Annotated in this window: 15 protein-coding genes; 8 read left to right on the top strand and 7 right to left on the bottom strand. The window is 68.1% G+C overall.

All coding sequences use genetic code 11. The features are described from left to right. Nucleotides 1-10: 10 nt before the first annotated feature. The 5 genes from ACFYO1_RS13430 to ACFYO1_RS13410 all read right to left on the bottom strand — a co-directional run bounded on the left by ACFYO1_RS13430 (nucleotide 11) and on the right by ACFYO1_RS13410 (nucleotide 6,039). Entirely contained in the window at nucleotides 11-841 is an 831-nt protein-coding gene (locus ACFYO1_RS13430) for a phosphoenolpyruvate hydrolase family protein (RefSeq protein ID WP_387230260.1), read from the bottom strand. Then, nucleotides 838-2,058 (bottom strand): Tm-1-like ATP-binding domain-containing protein, encoded by a 1,221-nt coding sequence (locus ACFYO1_RS13425; protein WP_387231866.1) that lies wholly within the window; start codon nucleotides 2,056-2,058, stop codon nucleotides 838-840. Before ACFYO1_RS13425 ends, ACFYO1_RS13430 begins: the two co-directional genes overlap by 4 nt. 118 nt (nucleotides 2,059-2,176) lie before the next feature. Beyond that, on the bottom strand, nucleotides 2,177-3,409 hold the full coding sequence (locus ACFYO1_RS13420) for a VWA-like domain-containing protein (protein WP_387230258.1): 1,233 nt from the start codon (nucleotides 3,407-3,409) through the stop codon (nucleotides 2,177-2,179). After that, nucleotides 3,406-4,647: an AAA family ATPase gene (locus ACFYO1_RS13415; protein WP_387230256.1), complete on the bottom strand. Its 1,242-nt coding sequence runs from the start codon at nucleotides 4,645-4,647 to the stop codon at nucleotides 3,406-3,408. Before ACFYO1_RS13415 ends, ACFYO1_RS13420 begins: the two co-directional genes overlap by 4 nt. A 48-nt stretch (nucleotides 4,648-4,695) precedes the next feature. Beyond that, entirely contained in the window at nucleotides 4,696-6,039 is a 1,344-nt protein-coding gene (locus tag ACFYO1_RS13410; RefSeq protein WP_387230254.1) for a hypothetical protein, read from the bottom strand. 284 nt (nucleotides 6,040-6,323) lie between these two features. Here ACFYO1_RS13410 and ACFYO1_RS13405 point away from each other — a divergent pair, with 284 nt between their 5' ends. Genes ACFYO1_RS13405 through ACFYO1_RS13385 form a run of 5 tightly spaced genes read left to right on the top strand, consistent with a single transcriptional unit; the run spans nucleotide 6,324 to nucleotide 11,679 of the window. Continuing rightward, nucleotides 6,324-8,000 (top strand): fatty acyl-AMP ligase, encoded by a 1,677-nt coding sequence (locus ACFYO1_RS13405; RefSeq protein WP_387230252.1) that lies wholly within the window; start codon nucleotides 6,324-6,326, stop codon nucleotides 7,998-8,000. Beyond that, nucleotides 7,984-8,841 carry a class I SAM-dependent methyltransferase gene (locus tag ACFYO1_RS13400; protein WP_387230250.1) on the top strand — a complete coding sequence of 286 codons (858 nt, stop codon included), beginning with the start codon at nucleotides 7,984-7,986 and terminating at the stop codon, nucleotides 8,839-8,841. The genes ACFYO1_RS13405 and ACFYO1_RS13400 overlap by 17 nt, the downstream gene beginning before the upstream one ends. A gap of 47 nt (nucleotides 8,842-8,888) precedes the next feature. Then, nucleotides 8,889-9,143 carry an acyl carrier protein gene (locus ACFYO1_RS13395; protein ID WP_387230248.1) on the top strand — a complete coding sequence of 85 codons (255 nt, stop codon included), beginning with the start codon at nucleotides 8,889-8,891 and terminating at the stop codon, nucleotides 9,141-9,143. A gap of 35 nt (nucleotides 9,144-9,178) precedes the next feature. Continuing rightward, nucleotides 9,179-9,967, top strand: a complete 789-nt coding sequence (locus tag ACFYO1_RS13390; protein ID WP_387230246.1) for an acyl-ACP desaturase — start codon at nucleotides 9,179-9,181, stop codon at nucleotides 9,965-9,967. Nucleotides 9,968-9,969: 2 nt separating this feature from the next. Then, complete coding sequence (locus ACFYO1_RS13385) at nucleotides 9,970-11,679, top strand: acyl-CoA dehydrogenase family protein (RefSeq protein ID WP_387230244.1); 1,710 nt, start codon at nucleotides 9,970-9,972, stop codon at nucleotides 11,677-11,679. Here ACFYO1_RS13385 and ACFYO1_RS13380 read toward each other — a convergent pair. Continuing rightward, entirely contained in the window at nucleotides 11,671-13,170 is a 1,500-nt protein-coding gene (locus ACFYO1_RS13380) for an ATP-binding protein (protein WP_387230242.1), read from the bottom strand. The two genes, ACFYO1_RS13385 and ACFYO1_RS13380, sit on opposite strands and share 9 nt — an antisense overlap. Before the next feature lie 142 nt (nucleotides 13,171-13,312). Here ACFYO1_RS13380 and ACFYO1_RS13375 point away from each other — a divergent pair, with 142 nt between their 5' ends. The 3 genes from ACFYO1_RS13375 to ACFYO1_RS13365 are packed head-to-tail and all read left to right on the top strand — an operon-like array spanning nucleotide 13,313 to nucleotide 15,773. Continuing rightward, complete coding sequence (locus tag ACFYO1_RS13375) at nucleotides 13,313-14,245, top strand: hypothetical protein (RefSeq protein ID WP_387230240.1); 933 nt, start codon at nucleotides 13,313-13,315, stop codon at nucleotides 14,243-14,245. Between the two features lie 14 nt (nucleotides 14,246-14,259). Continuing rightward, nucleotides 14,260-15,018, top strand: coding sequence for a hypothetical protein (locus ACFYO1_RS13370; RefSeq protein WP_387230239.1), 759 nt, complete (start codon nucleotides 14,260-14,262; stop codon nucleotides 15,016-15,018). Between the two features lie 11 nt (nucleotides 15,019-15,029). Next, nucleotides 15,030-15,773, top strand: coding sequence for a hypothetical protein (locus tag ACFYO1_RS13365; RefSeq protein WP_387230237.1), 744 nt, complete (start codon nucleotides 15,030-15,032; stop codon nucleotides 15,771-15,773). 134 nt (nucleotides 15,774-15,907) lie between these two features. On the opposite strand, the gene ACFYO1_RS13360 is transcribed toward ACFYO1_RS13365, so the two are convergent. Beyond that, a complete protein-coding gene (locus ACFYO1_RS13360; protein WP_387230235.1) occupies nucleotides 15,908-17,314 on the bottom strand; it encodes a M14 family zinc carboxypeptidase in 1,407 nt (468 codons plus the stop codon). Between the last annotated feature and the right edge of the window lie 110 nt (nucleotides 17,315-17,424).

The raw sequence follows: 17,424 nt of genomic DNA, 5'->3' as shown, positions 1-17,424 counted from the left end.
GATCTTCCACTCAAGACCGGTCGGTCGGGACGTCCTTGAACGCCCGCAGCTGCTCGGCGATGGCCCGCTCGGTGGGCAGCCGCTCCATCGACGAGGCACCGAAGAACCCCGCGACGCCGTGGGTGCGCTCGAGCACATAGCGCACGTCGGCGGGCTCGGCGATCGGACCGCCGTGACAGAGCACGATGATGCCGGGATCGACCGCGGCGGCCGCGTCCCGCATCTCCTGCACCCGCCGCACCGCTTGGTCGAGGGTGATCGCCGTGGTCGCGCCGATGCTCCCCTTCGTCGTTAGCCCCATGTGCGGCACGATGATGTCGGCGCCGGCCTGCGCCATCGCGGTCGCCTGTTCCGTGTCGAACACATAGGGCGCGGTGAGCAGTTCGCGCTCGGCAGCCAGTTGGATCATCTCGATCTCGAGATCGAAACCCATGCCGGTCTCTTCCAGATTCGCGCGGAACACGCCGTCGATCAGCCCGACGGTGGGAAAGTTCTGCACGCCGGCGAATCCGATCGCGCGGAGTTCGTCGAGAAACCGCGGCATCAGCCGGAACGGATCGGTGCCGCACACACCGGCGAGCACCGGGGTCCGTTCGACCACGGGCAGCACTTCGGCGGCCATCTCGACCACGATCGCGTTGGCATCGCCATAGGGCATCAGTCCGGCGAGCGAGCCGCGCCCAGCCATCCGGAACCGCCCCGAGTTGTAGATGATGATGAGGTCGGCGCCGCCCGCCTCGGCGGACTTGGCGGAGAGTCCGGTGCCCGCGCCGGCGCCGATGATCGGGTGACCGGCCTCGAGCTGACTGCGGAACCCGGCGAGAGCCTGTACACGATTCACGATGCGCTCCTGATGAGTCGGTGCAAATGCTCGGCGGCCGCCGTCGCGAACGCCGTGCTGTTGATGTCCTGGTCGCTGTCGATCACCTCGACCGGGGTTCCGGCCACCGCCGCGAGTACGGCCTCGACGCAGGCCGCGTCCGCCGCGCGGTCCCAGAACGGCCCGCCGTCCACATCGACGGCGGACAGTCCGCCGCGCGGCACGAACAATGCGGTGGGTCCCGTTGCCGCCGCCAGCTTCTGGCCGAGTACCGCACCAATTCTGGTCGCCTCCATGGCATTCGTCCGCATCAGCGTGACGGTCTCGTTGTGCACGAGCAGGTGTCGTTCACCGAACCGCTCCGGCACGGTATCGCGCGGCCCGAAGTTCACCATGTCCAACGCGCCGAGGCTGACGACCTGCGGAACGCCCGCCGCGGCCGCCGCGGTCAGCCGATCCGGCCCGGCGGACAACACCCCACCGACGACCTCGTCGGCCAGCTCGGTGGTGGTGAGGTCGAGGACACCGGCGAAATACCCGTCGGCGACCAGGTTTTCCATGGTGCGGCCGCCGGAGCCGGTCGCGTGGAATACCAGCACCTCGTAGCCCAACTCGGTCAATCTCTTTCGGGCCGTGTCCACCGCGGGGGTGGTCACGCCGAACATGGTCGCGGCGACGAGCGGTTTGCCTTGCCCAGCACCGGAATCGGACCGTCTGCGCGCATACTCACCGGCCATTGCGGCTATCGCGGCGGCGGCGTTGCCCAGCACCTGACGGGAGATCGAATTGATCCCCGCCACGTCGACAACGCTGTACATCAGCGTCACGTCCGTCGTCCCGACGTAGGGCGAGACATCCCCGCCGGCCATGGTGGAGACCAGCAGCTTCGGCACGCCGACGGGCAACGCCCGCATGACTTTCGCGGCGATCGCGGAACCCCCGCTGCCGCCGAGCGCGAGCACCCCGCTGAGCCGGCCCCGCGCATGCAACTCCAGCGCGACGGCGCGCGCACCGGCCGCCATCGCGTCCAGGGCCGCGCCACGGTCACGCCGCTGTCGCAGCTCGGCGAGATCGGCGCCCGCCGCGGCGGCGACGGCCGACGCGTCCACATCGGCCGCGAGAGACGCGGTGCCCAGCACCCCGGCATCGACGAGAACGACGTCCGTGCCACCCTCGGCGATCACGTCACGGACGTACGCGTACTCCTCCCCTTTGGTGTCGAAGGTTCCCAGCAACATGACGGCCACGCGACGTCCCTCCTGTCGATCCGCTTCCGACGTCCCCTCCCAATCTGTCCCAGATCAACCGCCCTCGAGGGCCGAATGCGGGATAGGCATTGGCCGGCAAGGCGTTTCCTTACCCGATCTCGACCACCCTGGCCCAATCCGGTGGCGCGTCGGGAACGTAATCGGGATCGTCCTCGTTCCACGAGTCGCCGGCCGAGCGGCGGAAGAGACCGACCACCGTCCGGCACGCCGGCCGCCTGGCCGGCCACGGTGTCTGACCATCGGTGAGCACCACGAGCACATCGGGGCCCGGCCGGTTTCGCAGCGCCTTCGCGAACCCGGCGCGCAGATCCGTGCCACCACCGCCCACCAGCGGTATCCCCTCCGCCCGGCACAGGGGGTGCACGACCCCGGCCGCCGCGTCGCACGACAAGACGCTGACCAGGTCGCGGCGCCCACCGACGGCGCGGCTGATCGCGGCCACCTCGAGCAACGCCGTGCCCAGTTCGGTGTCACTGACCGACCCCGAGGTATCGATGAGCACCGTGACCCGCGGCGGCGTTCGCCGCAGGCTCGGCAGCACGACGCCGGGTATCCCGGCCGAACGCCGAGCCGGACGACGGTAGGTGTAATCCTCGCCGACACCGGGACTGGAGACCGCGGACCGCAGAGCCGAGCCGAGCAGGTCGCGCCACGGCTGCGGTGGATGAAAGGTCTCCTCCGCCCAGCGCTTCCAGCCTTGGGACGCGTTCCCCGGACGCCCGATGATGCCCCGCGCCACCAGGAATCGGACCGCCTCGCGTTCCTGCGCGCTGAGACCGTCGGCACCGTCCGGGCCCAGATCCCACTCGCGATCCAATCCGTCCGCACCGCTGCCGCAGTCGAGCCAGGCCATGCCGTCGGTCAGCGGACCGAGCCGGAACTGGCGCAGATAGTCCTCCATGAGTTCGCCGGTGCCCAACCGCAGCATCGACGGCACGACGGCGCCCGCCGGCTGGACCAGTCCGTCGCCGAACGCGTCGTCGTTGATCTCGCAGTCCGCGGCGATGTTCATGCGCAGGCGCTCGGCCGGGCCGGTCAGTCCGTGCTGCTCGGCGAATCGGTCGCTGCGACCGTGATGGTCGCGCAGCAGGTGGGACACCTCGTGCACCCACACCGAGGCCAGGTCCTCCACCGGCATCCGGTCCACGAACGCGGGCGAGACGTAGCACCGCCAGTGCCGATCGACCGCCATCGTCGGTACCGTGCGGGACTCGACGACGGCCAAGGCGAACAGGGCCGTCGCCAGATAGGGCCGGACCCGGGCGGCGTGCAGCCGGGCGGCGAAGAGCTTCTCGCGATCCAGCGTTTTCGGCGCGGTCATCGGCCTGCCCGCGCGGCGACGCGTCCGGCCGCCTCATCGGCCTCCTTGGACACCGACACCACCCCGGCGAGCTTTTCGATGGCCGCCGGAACATCCCAGTCGCCCTGCCGCAGCGTCGCGAGAGTCGTTGCGGGAACGACGATCAGGTCCGGAGCGCCGCTTTCGAGGGCGCGGACCAGGATGGTCCACGCGGCGTCCCAGCGCGACCGCTCCGGACGTTTCCGGACCGCTGCCACCACTCCGTCGAGCACCGCTTGGCGCAGATCCCCGCGTTCGGGCAGCACGGAGCCGACCGGATCGGCGAGCAACTCCTCCGGGTCCGGCAAATCCATCCGGTCCAGCCCGGCCAGCAGTTCGAAGCCCGGTCCGTCGCCGACCGTGCCCCGGACCAGCAGGGAAAGCACATCGCGGGAAGATCCTGCCGCCGTGGCGAAAGCGACGAGCGACAACGCCATCTCCCAGCTTCGGGGCGACGGCCACGGGCCACCCCTGCGCGCTTCGCTGGTGGGGATCTGATGCACGAGCGCGGGCCGCGCGGCGAGCAGGACGCATACCGCGCGGCGCGCGAAAGCCACTGCCTCGGTAAGCTTTTCCGGCGCCAGGCGGGGCAGCGTCGCGTGCGGCCAGGTGCCGCCGAGACCGCGGACGACGACCTCGTGCTCGTGCGTCCACTGGAGGTGCACGAACCGGTTGGCCAGCGGCGGACTCAGTTCCCAGCCGTCGGCCGCCGAGGAGCGCGGGTTGGCCGCCGCGACGATGCGGACATCGGGCGGCAGTCGCAGGGTGCCGATTCGGCGTTCGAGGACCAGGCGGAGCAGCGCGGCCTGCACAGCGGGCGGCGCGGTGGACAGTTCGTCCAGGAACAGTAGTCCGCGGCCGGCGCGGACGAGTTGCACGGCCCAGTCCGGCGGCGCCATCGGGACGCCCTGTACCGCCGGATCGTCTCCGATCACGGGCAGGCCCGAAAAGTCCGACGGCTCATGGACACTCGCGATCACGGTGGTCAGTGGGAGGTCCAGGTCGGCGGCGAGCTGGGTGAGGGCGGCGGTCTTGCCGATGCCCGGTTCGCCCCACAGGAGAACCGGAAGGTCGGCGGCCACGGCCAGCGCGAGGGCTTCCAGTTGGTTGTTGGGGCGTGGTTCGGTGGTGACCTCGCGCAGCATGGTCAGCAGTTCGCCCGCGACCTCGAGTGGGGCGAGCGGGGCGGGGTCGGCGGGCGTGCGGACAGCAGTAAGCATGGGTGATCACCTTGGGGTCGAGTTCGAGTGCGACGAAGCGTCGTCGGGTCAGTGCGCGTGGCGCGGGTGGGTGCGGTGTTGGGCGGGACGGGCCTTGCCCCGCGCCGGAATCCGGTTCGTACCGGTATTCGAGAGACCGGCCTTGAACAGCCCGTACGTGATACGGCGGTGCACGGCGGCCTCGAGTTCGTCGAGCAAGGCGCCGTGGCGCAGGGACGCGTCGGCGCCGAGGAGTCCGGTCACGACGGCCAGTGCGCCCGCGGTATCGCCGTGGTCGAGCCGTTCCCGGACGCCGGTGAGGGCGTCCGGGTGACGGTGTACCGCGTCGATGACCTGTAAGCAGGGCAGCGGCGTGCCGGTCAGCGCGACCAGCAGTTCCTCGCGGCGCAGTTCGTCCCGGTCGTGGTCGAGCGCGGCCAGAACGCCGTCTACTAGGCCGATTCGGTGTTGTTCGCCTCGGCACTCCACGAGGCGTGGCCGGCCGGGCGGGTCCTGGATTCGCGGCGTGTCGCCCGTCGCGAGACCGGGCATTAGGGCCGCGGTGACCAGCGGGTGCAATTGATCGGCCGACATCACGCCGGAACGAATCAGTTCCAGATCGGGCAGGACCCACGTCGCCGCGTCGGGCAGGACCGGGAGCGCGCGGACCTGACCGGCCGGGTATTCCGCGGCGATCCGCAATTCGGGGCCGTCCCGGTCCAGCACCAGCCGTTGCCTGCCCCGAATCCGCACGGCGAACGTATTGGACGCCAATCCCTCTGCACGGCAGAGGATCTCGCCCTCATCCGCCCATCGGCCGACGGCGCAGGTTTCCGGCACCGTGGCGAGCCACCCTGGGTCCGGCAGGACTCGATGCTCCGCGGCCCCGCACCGTACCGGCAGTTCATCCGTCCTGCGGGCATCCCACAGGTGACGATGCAGATCCAGGCGGAAGCGCCGGTCGGGGCGCGGGTGCGGGTGCAGGCCGGTCGCGGATCCGTCCCACAGCGCGAGGCTGATCCGTTGGCCGGCCTCGGCCCAGGCCGGCGCGGTACGCACCACCAGGTGCACGGGACGTGGGCCATCGCGCTCGTATCGCGCCAGCGTGACGGTCAGCCCCGGCCGGAGCAGTCCGTCCGGCGCGACCCGCGGCATATGCCAGCGCAGCAGGTCGGGAGCCAGGTAGCGAAGGTCGGCCCGGACTCGGGCAGCGAGTTCGGACCCGTGGGCCCGCGCCACGGATCGTAGATCGACATCGACATCGAAACCTGTTGCGGCGCAAGCGCCTGCCCAGTCTCCCACGCGACGGCGGGCGGTGGCGGTCCGGATCATGTCGGGCGGCACGGCGAATTGGCGCACGCGCGGCCAGAAGGAAAAGCGGGAGTGATCTCCATTCGAGTGGTCAGTGCGCATCAGCACTCACCTTGCACGAATGGGACCCCCAATCTTTGCACAGAATGAGTAGTCATCGCCTCGATCATAGAGGCACTCCGGCGCCGCGGCCAACCGGGGCGGGTCAGTCGTCACGGCACCGCAAGAACTGACCGATTCTCGGCAATCCGGCGCATAGTCCACGACCCGGAATTCCCGTGTACTCGGATGCGGATCGCCGATTCAGCGATATTGCGCAGGGACACAACGAATCTCAGTACACCGGCCACCTGCAGGAGGTAGCCCTGACCGGGAGCAGCACAGATTTGACCATCGACCACAGCGATACCGTCCAGGACCTGCGTGCGGCCTGGGTGACCGACGTTCTGGCCGGGTATACGAACGACCACAGGCCTGCCCATGAGTATCTGCAGGCGAGCGGTGAATGGTCCACGATCAGCAGACACGACCTGCTCCGGCGCGTCCGATCGGCCGCACACGGATGGCGCACGGCGGGGCTGTGTCCCGGCGATCGGGTCGCGGTCGAGGCGGCCGATCCGGAGATTTTCATCCCGGCCTTCCTCGGCGCGCTCTGGAGCGGCGTGGTTCCGATTCCCCTCCCGCCGCCGCCTCCCGGCGCACGTCGCGCGGAGTGGGACGCCTATGTCGCGGCGATGGCATATGTCGCGCAACCCCGGGCGATCGCGTTGCGCGACACCACCGAAACACCCTCGGCCGGTCTACCTTCGATCGTCCTCGACGATGTGGTCACAGCGACGCCGGACGAGTCGGTACCGCACCGCCCCGGGCCGGACGCGACGGCCTACATCCAATTCAGCAGTGGCAGTACGGGAATCCCCCGCGGAATTCCGGCGCGGGTGGCTTCGGTATCGGCCAACGGCCTGGCGATCATGCGCGACGGCTTGCGCGGCGATCCCGCCGTCGACCGAGGTCTGTCCTGGCTGCCACTGCACCACGACATGGGTTTGGTCGGATTCGTCCTGTCCCCCTTGCTCGTTGGTGTTCCGGTCAGCTTCGTGCCGACTCGATCCTTCGTCCGTGACCCCGCGGTGTGGATACGCGCCATGTCCGAACGGCGCGCCACGATCAGCTTCGCGCCCAACTTCGCCTTCGCCCTCAGCACCCGCCGGACTTCGGCCGAGGAAATCGACGCCCTGGATTTGCGGCACGTGCGGGTGCTCGGCTGCGGCGCCGAGCCGATCAATCACCATGTGCTGCAACGCTTCCTCGACACTTTCGCACCCGCAGGACTGCGACCCGAGGCGCTGGCGCCGTGTTACGGACTGGCCGAGGCGACCCTCGCGGTCACGCTCTCACCCCCGGACCGCCGCTACCTCACCGACCGGGTACAAACGGCCGCGTTGTCCACCGGGCGGGCCATCCCGGCCGATTCGGATCAGGCCGACACCCTTGTCGGTTGCGGCCCACCACTTCCCGGGCACGAGGTCGCCATCCGGGACACCGCCGGCACCGCCGTCGAGGACCGCGTCGCCGGTGAGATCTGGGTCCGCGGCCCGTCGGTCGCGCACACTTATGTAGGCGCCTCGCCCGAGACGAGCACGACCTTCGCGGCCGACGGCTGGCTGCGCACCGGCGACCTCGGCTATCTGACCGACGGTGAACTGTTCGTCACCGGCCGGGTCAAGGATCTGCTGATCCTCAACGGCCGCAACATCGATCCGCAACGGGTGGAGTGGCTGGTGGAGTCCGTTCCCGGTGTGCGGCCGGGTGGCGTCGTCGCCTGCACCCGGCCCGGTCCGCAGTCCGAGGAACTGGTGGTCGTCGCCGAGTCCCGCGCCGCCGACGACCCCGGGCTGGCGCCCGCCGTGCGCGAAACGGTCGCCGCGGCCCTCGGCATTCCCGTCCACGACGTCGTGGTCCTGCGGCCCGGCAGCGTGCCCAAGACGACCTCCGGCAAGCCGCGGCGCCAGGAAACCCGGCGCCGATACCTGGAAGGAGCCCTGCGTGTCCAGCAAGGCTGAGATAGCGGTCAGTTACGACCTCGATCCGGAGTTCTTCCGGCTGTGGCTCGACCGCCGGATGAACTACACCTGCGCCGTATTCGACGACACCGACGACCTCGACACCGCGCAACTCGCCAAGCTCGACATCCTGCACGACTTCGCCCGGATCTACCCCGGGAGCCGGGTCCTCGACATCGGGTGCGGCTGGGGCAACAACCTCGCCTACCTCACCCAGGAGCGCCATGTCGCGCAGGCACACGGCATCACCCTCTCCGCGACCCAGTACGACGACATCGTGCGTCGCGACCTGCCGGGAGTTACCGTCTCCTGCTCGGACTTTCGCGACTTCGAACCGGCCCGCACCTTCGACGCGGTGCAGTCCATCTGCATGATCGAACACGTCTGCACCCCGGAGGAGGCCAGGGCGGGCCACGCCGTCGCGCGCTACCGCGAGTATTTCCGCAAGGCGTGGACATGGACCAGGCCCGGCGCCTACTTCGCGCTCCAGACCGGACTGCGCGACCGCATGCCTCGCCGCCCCGAGGAAGCGCGGGAGCTGCAGTGGCTCAGCCGGACCATCTTCCCCGGTGGCATGACTCCCCGGGCCGAGGACCTCATGATGGCCGTCAGCCCGTACTGGGAGGTCATGCAGCTGCGCACCCGGCGCGAGGATTACCAGCGGACCACCGCGCATTGGCGTACTCGGTTGCGCGCCAACGAGATCGAGATCCGCGACCGCTGGGGCGGCGAACTGTTCGAGACCTACGACCGCTACCTGACCTGTTGCGTCAATTCGTTCGCCCGCAGGCATATGTCGCTGTCGCAATGGTGCCTGCGCCGAGTCGACGATCCGGAGTGACCCGCTCCTACGAACCACCGGTTTTACCGCACGAAAGAGGAACCTCCATGACCAATGACGAACTGCTGGCCCTCCTCGAACGCGGCCTGCGCCAGCTCCATTCCGCCGCGCATCCGACCCTCACCGCGCATTCCGATCTGCACTCGGCGGGCATCGACTCCCTGCAACTGCTGGAGCTCGTCACCTGGACCGAGAAGGAACTCGGCATTCGCTTGCCGGACGAAAAGCTCTATGCCGTCACCGAAGTCAGCGGGCTGTGTGACCTCATCTCCGCCGAACTCGCGAACCGCCCCGTCGGATGAATCGCGACCTGCGTGAGTCCTTTCACCGCGAGTACATGACATTCTTCGAGAAGGCGGAGCGGACTCGCCGGTGGAATCTGTTCACCGACATCGACTGGGATGCTATCGATACCGCGCCACCCGATCCGCAACTCGCGACCAACGCCGAGACGTTCTGCGGCGTCGAGATGTTCCTCCCCGACTACCTCCAGACGCATCTGGAACTGTTCGGCCGCGACTACGCTCAGGCCTGGTTCGCCGCGAACTGGGGATACGAGGAGTCCAAACACTCACTCGCCCTGCGCGAGTACCTGCGGCGCAGTGGTCAGCGCAGCGAGGAGCAACTGCACGACTATGCCGGCACCGTCCTGTCCAAACGATGGGAGCGTCCCTACCCGAGTGCCCGGGAGATGCTGATCTACGGCATGATTCAGGAACTCACCACCTTCGTCGTCTATCGCTCCCAGCGCACGGTCGCCATCGAGACCGGGCACTCGGTGCTCGCCGATATCTACCGGCTCATCGGCCGGGACGAGATGGCGCACACCAAGTTCTATCAGCACATGGTCGCCCTGCATCTCGACGATGATCGAGAGGGAACCCTCCGCGATCTGGCGCATGTGCTGCGGACGTTCCGCATGCCCGCCGAGCAACTGCTCCCGGACGCCGAGGCACGGACCGAACTGATGCGTTCGACCGGGATCGATGGTCGCGTCTACCTTCGCGACATCGTCGCGCCCACGCTCACCGCACTGCGCCTGACCCGCCATGACCTGCCCGGGCCGCGGCAAGCGCCGCCGGTGGAACCGTCAGGTCTCGTCCTGCCCACGCGAACCCGGGAGTGACCGTGTCCGACCCGCAAGTCACCGATCTGTTCAGCGATCCGCTCTTCGATCCACACGCCCGATACGAACTGGGTACCGACGACCTCATGCTGCTGACGGTCGAACGAGCAAAGATATTGCACCAGAAGGGATTCGTCGGTAGCGAGGCGTGGTGCGGCGGAAGCAGACAAGCGCGGTTTGCCGATCTGATCCGCACCATGGGGTGGGTCAGCGCCTTCGACATCGCGCTCGTCTCGACGATCGGCAACCAGCAGCTGGCCGGCAATGCGCTGCTCGCGCACGGCGATCCCGCGCAGGTGGCGGCCTATCGCGACGAAATCGACCGGATGGAGCGGGTTTACGCGTTCGCGGCGACCGAGATCGGGCGGGGAACCAATCTCATGTCCATCGGGACCGAGGTGCACTACCGGCACGAGGATCGCTCGCTGTGTGTAGTGACGCCGTCCGATGACGCGGCGAAGTATTGGATCGGCAACAGTCTGTTCTCCGCGACGCATGCGATGGTCCTGGCCCGGCTGGTGATCGATGGTGACGATGAGGGGCACCATTGGTTCCGAGTTCCGTTGCGGGCGGCGGAGGGCGCGCCGCCGTTTCCCGGCGTGCGTATTCGCCGCGCCGATCCGAAGGGCGGCTTGGCCGGCAACCAGACGGGCATGATCCATTTCGATCAGTACCGGATTCCGCCCGACGCGCTGCTGAGCGCTTGGGCACGGATCGACGACGGCGGCGGATACGTGTGCGAGATCCCTAGACGTGAGCGCTATTTGCGTTGCCTGGGGACGTTCTCGCAGGAACGTATCTTTCCGGTGACCGGAGCCGCCGGGGTGCTGCGGCGCTGTGCCGCGATCACCCTTCGCTACAGCACGCACCGGGAGTCTTCCGGTCGGACCCTGCTGAGCTTTCCGCATTACCGCGAACGGCTCATGCCGGTGGTCGCCGAGGCCTTTGCGCTACAGCATCTGACCGAGCAGCTCATCGAGGAGTGGACGAGCAGGTATCCGTCCGAACCGATCGCCATGCACGGGCGGGCGCTCTACGGGCTCACCTCGGCCGCCAAAGCGCACGCCTCCTGGGTGACCAACGCGGCTTTGGTTGTGCTGCGGGAACTTTGCGGTGGGCACGGGTTCCACAGCTACAACGAGATCGTCACCGCGCGGGTGGACGGGGAGATCAATACCACGTTCGGCGGCGACAATACCGTGCTCTGCTACGAGAGCGTTCGCGTCGCGACGCGGAACGCCGACGCGATCGCGCCCACCGTTTCCGCCGTCACCGAGGACGGGCTGACCGCGGGTGAACAAGGCATCGACTTGCTGGAAGCGCTGGCGCAACGGCTGTTACGGCGCTGGCAGGCGTCGCAGCGTGGTGCGCTGTGCCGACCGCACGTACACGCGAGTTGTTCCGCCCAGTTGCTGCGTCGCTGGACGAATCGTTCCCGCGGTGCGGTCGACGATGCCGTGCGACTGCTGTACACGGTGAGCTGCCTGCTCGGCCTGTCCGACTATCTGGTGGCGGAGGACCTGATCGACGGCGCGGGTATCCGCGGTCTGCTGGCGCAGCGTGCCGCCCTCAGTGACCGGTGCGCCGACCGGTACGCCGAGGTGCTCGACCAGCTGGACGTGCCGGCGGCACTGCTCGACGTGCCCCTCGCTCATCCGGATTACGTCCGGCGCACGGTGACCGCCGCCCGCGCGATCGGTGAATCAGACTAGCTGACAGTCGTTTTCGGGCACCTTCGTGCCCGGCAGCATGACGCGCATCAGTGCGCCGCCGCGCTCGGAGGTCTCGACGGTGATCGTTCCGCCGTGTCGCGCCACGACCTGCTTGACGATCGCCAGGCCCAGTCCGGATCCGGGCATGGATCGGGCGGCCGTGCTCCGGTAGAAGCGTTCGAAGACCAGCTCTCGCTCGTCGGGCGGTATTCCGGGGCCCGCGTCGTGCACCGCGAGTTCCAGTAGGCCGGTGCCGGTTTCCCGCATCGACACGACTACCTCCGCGCCTTCGGGGCTCCACTTGGCGGCGTTGTCGAGCACATTCAGTATCGCTCGCTCCATGTCCGCCTCGTGACCGTAGAGGAACCACGGACGCAGCTCGGCGACGAAGGTGATACCGGTGCGGCGCCGGCGCGCGCGTTCCAGCGCCCGCTCGGCGACCTCGCTGACATCGACCTGCTCGTAGGCCTCCGCGGCGACATCCTCCCGCGCCAGATCCACCAAATCGCTGACCAGCGTGGACATTTCCCCGATCTGCGCGAGCACGTCCGTGCGCAGCCCGACCATGTCCTCCTCCGGAATCGCGGGCGCGCCGGGACGATACGAGGCGATCAGCAGTTCCATGTTGGTGCGCAACGAGGTCAGCGGTGTGCGCAGTTCGTGCCCGGCGTCGGCGACCAGGCGGCGTTGCCGGGCCCGCGATTCCGCCAGCGCCAGCAGCATGGTGTTGAAACTCTCGGTCAACCTGCCGAGTTCGTCGTCGCCGGTGACCGGGATCGGGGTCAGCTCGCCGGTGCGGGCGATCCGCTCGGTCGCCGAGGTCAATCGCGCGACCGGGCGCAGTCCGGTCCGGCCGACAGCGGCTCCGGCGGCGGCCGCCAAAACCACGCCGCTGCCGCCGATCACGAACATCAGCAACGCCAGCCGGTCGAGCACGCTTTGCGTCGGCCGCAGCGACTGCCAGATCACCAGCGTCGTACCGGTTTTCATGCGCTGGGCGAGCACCCGCCGGTTATCGCTGGTACGCAAGGAGAACTCGGCCGCGCCGCGCGCCACCGCCGACTCCACCTCACCGATCGGCACCCGCACCTCACGCGGCAGCGCGACCCACTCGTTGGTGCCCGGATATTGCAGCGCGATCGACACATCACTCGAGTACAAACTGCCCAACGTGAGCACGAACCGGAAATCCAGCGCATCCAGATCGCTGTCGATCATCCCCGTGGCCCGCGCCTGCAACTGCTTGTCCACGTCGGCGTACAACGCACGCGACACCATCGCGTACGCGGCGATCGCCGCCAACGCGACCGCGACCGCCACCACCGACGCCGCCAGCAACGTGACCCGCCACCGCAACGTCACCGAACTCGTCCCCGCCACCTGCCGCGGCTCCCGCGCACCCGCCCGCGGCGACACCCGCGCAACCACCGCCCGATGCGAACCCGCCGCCCCGACAGCCCCATTCCCCCCGCGAACCACCTGAATGCGCATGCCTACAAATCTGGCCCCACCGACTGAGAGGCGACTGAGAGCACCCCCAGTTCGGTCAGCGAACCGAACGATCGACGTCGTCCCGGTGCCGTGTCAGGCTCGGCGGCAGCAAGTGGATCGGGCATTCGACAGAGGGGCGGAAATGAGCAATCCCAACGGAGACACCACGGTGGTCGGAGTGAACAACTCCCCCGCGCCGGGCGGCAACGGCGGCTGGTTCGAGAGCGCGGAAGGCGAGGGGGTCCGCGGCTGGTCCAAGAACCCCAACCACGGCGGCGTGGTCGGGGTCAACACCGGCGGTGGCAACGGCGGATACTTCGAAAGTGCCGACGGCGAAGGTGTTCGAGGGATTTCCAAGAATCCCAACCACGGCGCGGTCGTCGGCACCAACAGCGGCGGCGGCAACGCCGTCTACGGCCTGAGCGACAGCGCGAACAGCATCGTCGGCGAAAGCCAGGGCGCGGGCGCCGGAGTCGTCGGACTGAACAATTCGTCGCCCGGCGGCAACGGCGGCTGGTTCGAAAGCGCTGGGGGCGAAGGGGTCCGGGGGTGGTCCAAGAACCCGAACCACGGCGGCGTGGTCGGGGTCAACAGCGGCGGTGGTGACGCGGGATACTTCGACGGACACGTGAACGTCACCGGCAACCTCACCGTCCACGGCGACATCTTCCTCACCGGCGCCGACTACGCCGAGGCCTTGGCCACCACCGATCCCGCGGTCGAACCCGGAGTGGTCGTCGTCCTCGGCGCGGACGGTGAGATTCATCCGTGCCGCCGCGAGTACGACACCGCGGTGGCCGGCATCGTGTCCGGAGCCGGTGGCGTGCGGCCGGCCATCGTGCTCGACCGCCAGGACAACAGCGCCCATGTCGCGCTGATGGGCAAGGTGTGGTGCGCCGCCGACGCGGACGCGGCGCCCATCCGCCCCGGCGACCTGCTGACTACCTCGGCGACCACCGGTCACTGCCGCCGGGTGACCGAACCGGAGCGCGCGTTCGGCGCCGTGATCGGCAAAGCGTTGACGCCACTCACCGGCGGGCGCGGTTTCGTCCGCGTCCTCGTCAGTCCGCGCTGAAACCCGTTGCGGCCATGGGTATCTACACGTTCACGCTGGAGCAGTTCCATATCGACAACACGCGCTCCCGCAACGACGACACCGACACCGTACAGTTCGGCCTCGCCGCCGGCCGGCGGTCGTTCGGCTCCCAGTCGCACGACGCGGGCGATGTCGACAACGGCGATCACGGTGTCGGCCTGAGCTTTTCGTCGGTCGTGCTGGCCGACGCGGCCACCCCCGCGGTCATCGACTACCAGATATACAACGGCGACACCGGACATTTCGAGGGCGGCCTGGCGGCAATCAGCGATCGGCTCTCGGCCAAGGCGCTCGACTTCTTCACCGAGGCGGCACAACCCGGAAACGAAGTCACCGAACTCAACTACCTCGATGTCGGCCAGACCACCCCGGACGACTTCAACGCCGCGGACTTCAACGACGCGTCCTGGTTCGACTTCGTCCGGCTGATCCGCATCGGCACCTTCTTCTTCCCCGACTGCGACGGCTTTGTCGCGGTCGGCACCGTCGGCATGAACAAACTGGGGTGGGACCGCGCCATAGACGCCGCCGGCGGCACGACATTCCGGAAAACGATCCGTTACCCGGGCTCGGACTCGAATGCCGGTTGCGGCAGCAACTCCGATTACACGGTCACCTGGTCGGTGACCAGAAACCGCGCACACGGACCGAGCCTGCGCGGGTTCCTGCGCGAATACGGCCTCGGCGCGGCGGGAGGCTTGCGCGCGTTGGGGCCTGACCTACGGATGAGCGTTCGACAACTGATGACCTGAAGGGGACAGCGATGGGGGTTTATCGGTTCACCCTGGAGCACTTCCATGTCGACAACACCCGCTCGCGCCACGAGGACTCCGATACGGTGCAGTTCGGCGTGCGGGCCGGGAATCGGTCTGCGGGATCGCGATCGTTCGACGCGGGCGACGTCGACAACGGTGACCATGGTGTCGGACTGACATTCGCCGCGGCAATTGCCGACCCGGCGACACCCGTGGCGTTCAGCTATCAGATCTACAACGGCGAACTCGACGAATTGCCGAAAGACCTGGCCACCATCAACGATCTGTCGATCACCGCGGCGATCGACGCTATGCGCAGTTCTGCCGCCGAGCCCGACGGCGCGGTCGAATATCCCGCGGGCAGCGAACTCGATGGCAGCGGCATCGGCTTCCTCGATTTCTCCTGGCTCAATGTCTTCAACGACGTCTATCGTCTCGGTCAGTTCCTGTTTCCCAACTGCGACGGCTTCGTCGCCGCGGGCACGGTCGGCAAGAACAAGACCGGCTGGGACCGGGCCATCGATGTGGCGGGCGGGACCACCTACCGTCAAACTATCCGCTACCCCGGCGACGACTCGCGCGCCGGCTGCGGCAGCAACTCCGACTACACCGTCACCTGGTCGATAACCCGCAGCCGGGCGTCCGGCCCGAGCCTGCGCCACTTCCTCCGGGAGAACAACCTCACCCCCACCCCAGGGTTACGCTCACTCACGCCGGGCGAACCACTCACGCTCCGCCGGCTCATGCATTGAGAGCCGCGTACGAGATTCCACCGACCTCGCGGTCCGGAGCGAGACCGCCCGTGGTGCGGGTTTTTCCTGCGCCACAATGACATTCACCGGCTCGGTCACGAAGGACCGGGCCGGTGAACGGGTCGTGCGGGCAATCAGCGGACCGGGCTGGTCTGTGATTGCTTGTAGGGGGCGCCGGACAGTTGGGCGGCGGTGGTGAACGACTTCTTCATCTGCGGCCAGAGGGTGCTGTCCACGCAGGTGTAGCGCGGCATGAAGCCACCGCACGTTCCGCCGTTCGGGCCGACCTCGATGGTGAAGCTGGCCAGTCCGAGCGCACCGTGCGCCTGGTCGTCGGTGGTGCCCCAGGTCGAGTAGCCGACGGTCTCCTCATCGGTGCCGACGGTGAACCCGGCGGGCACGACCTTCTTGATCAAGGCGCGCAACTGTTCCCGATTCTTCGGCGTCGCGGCGGTCGGAATGATCCCGTATTGCCCGTAGGAATGCAGATCGATCACCACGCCCTTGGCGGTATCCGGGACGTCGGCACTGCCGGCCGGGCGCTGATTGGTGAACAGCTTCGCGTAAAGGCTCTGAATCGCTTGGGTTTCCGGCTCCGAGGCAGCGCGCGGACCCTGGAAGGTTTGCGAGCAGGGATTGCGCGAATCGCCACCCCAGCGGACGGTGAAGTTACGGTTCAGATCGACGCCGGGACCGTTACCGGACCCGTCGACGACCGAGCAGGACGACGGCGTCTGGCTGTTGTCGACGTTCTTGCGCTGCATCTTCGGCCGGTTGCCGCCGCTGGCCACCACGTCGACACCGTCCGGGTTGGTCACCGGGACCACCCAGACCTCGGTGTTGTCCAGGATCGAGGTCGCCGTGCTGTCGGTGCCGTAGCCGTTGGCGAGATAGTCGATCCAGCGCCACGCGATTTCGCCGGTCGCCAGTTCGCGGGCGTGAATCTGCGCGGTCAGCAGGAAACGCGGCTTGGTCGACGTGGGCGACAACGCGCAGCCATTCGGCGCGAGAGTCGTTTTCGCCGATGCCTTTTCCTGATCGGTCGCCTGCTTGGCGATTCCGGTCAGGCAGATGACGTTCATGGTGCTGCCGCCGGAACCCCGTCCGGCCAGCCAGGTTTTGCCGATATCGTGCACCTGCGCGATTCCGGGATACTTGGCGGCGACGTCGCGGGTATGGTTCAGCAATTCCGCCGAGGTATGGTATCCGCCGTAGTACGACTTGTTCGCCTCCGGGGCGCGCAACTCCCCCGGCGTCGACTTGTATACCGGCTCGCGCTTCGACGGCTTCAGGCCCTTGTCCCGCAGTGCCTGGGCGCCTGCCTCGTCGACCGCGATGGTCACCTTGCCCGGACCTGCGGGAACCATCTCGATTCCGGCGCCTTCGATGATGTCGCGCTGCGCTTTCGACGGGACCGAGACATCCCAGTAGTACGGGGTGTCATCGGCGGCGTGCGCGATCATCGGTTGCAGCGCAACCGTCGAGAAACCGCCGACGACCACGGCGCTGATACAGGCGAGCAATTTCCGAGATCTGCTCATAGACTTCCCTTGTCTCTCGCGCCACTGTCCGGCAACATATTTCGCGGCGTGGCGTTGTTCGATGCGGGCCATGTCGGCTCCTCCGAAGGGACGGGTGAATTCCCTATGGG

Origin of the sequence: Nocardia sp. NPDC006044, assembly GCF_042871115.1 — a bacterium.
Lineage (GTDB): Bacteria > Actinomycetota > Actinomycetes > Mycobacteriales > Mycobacteriaceae > Nocardia.
This window is presented reverse-complemented; position numbering and strand designations above follow the sequence as displayed.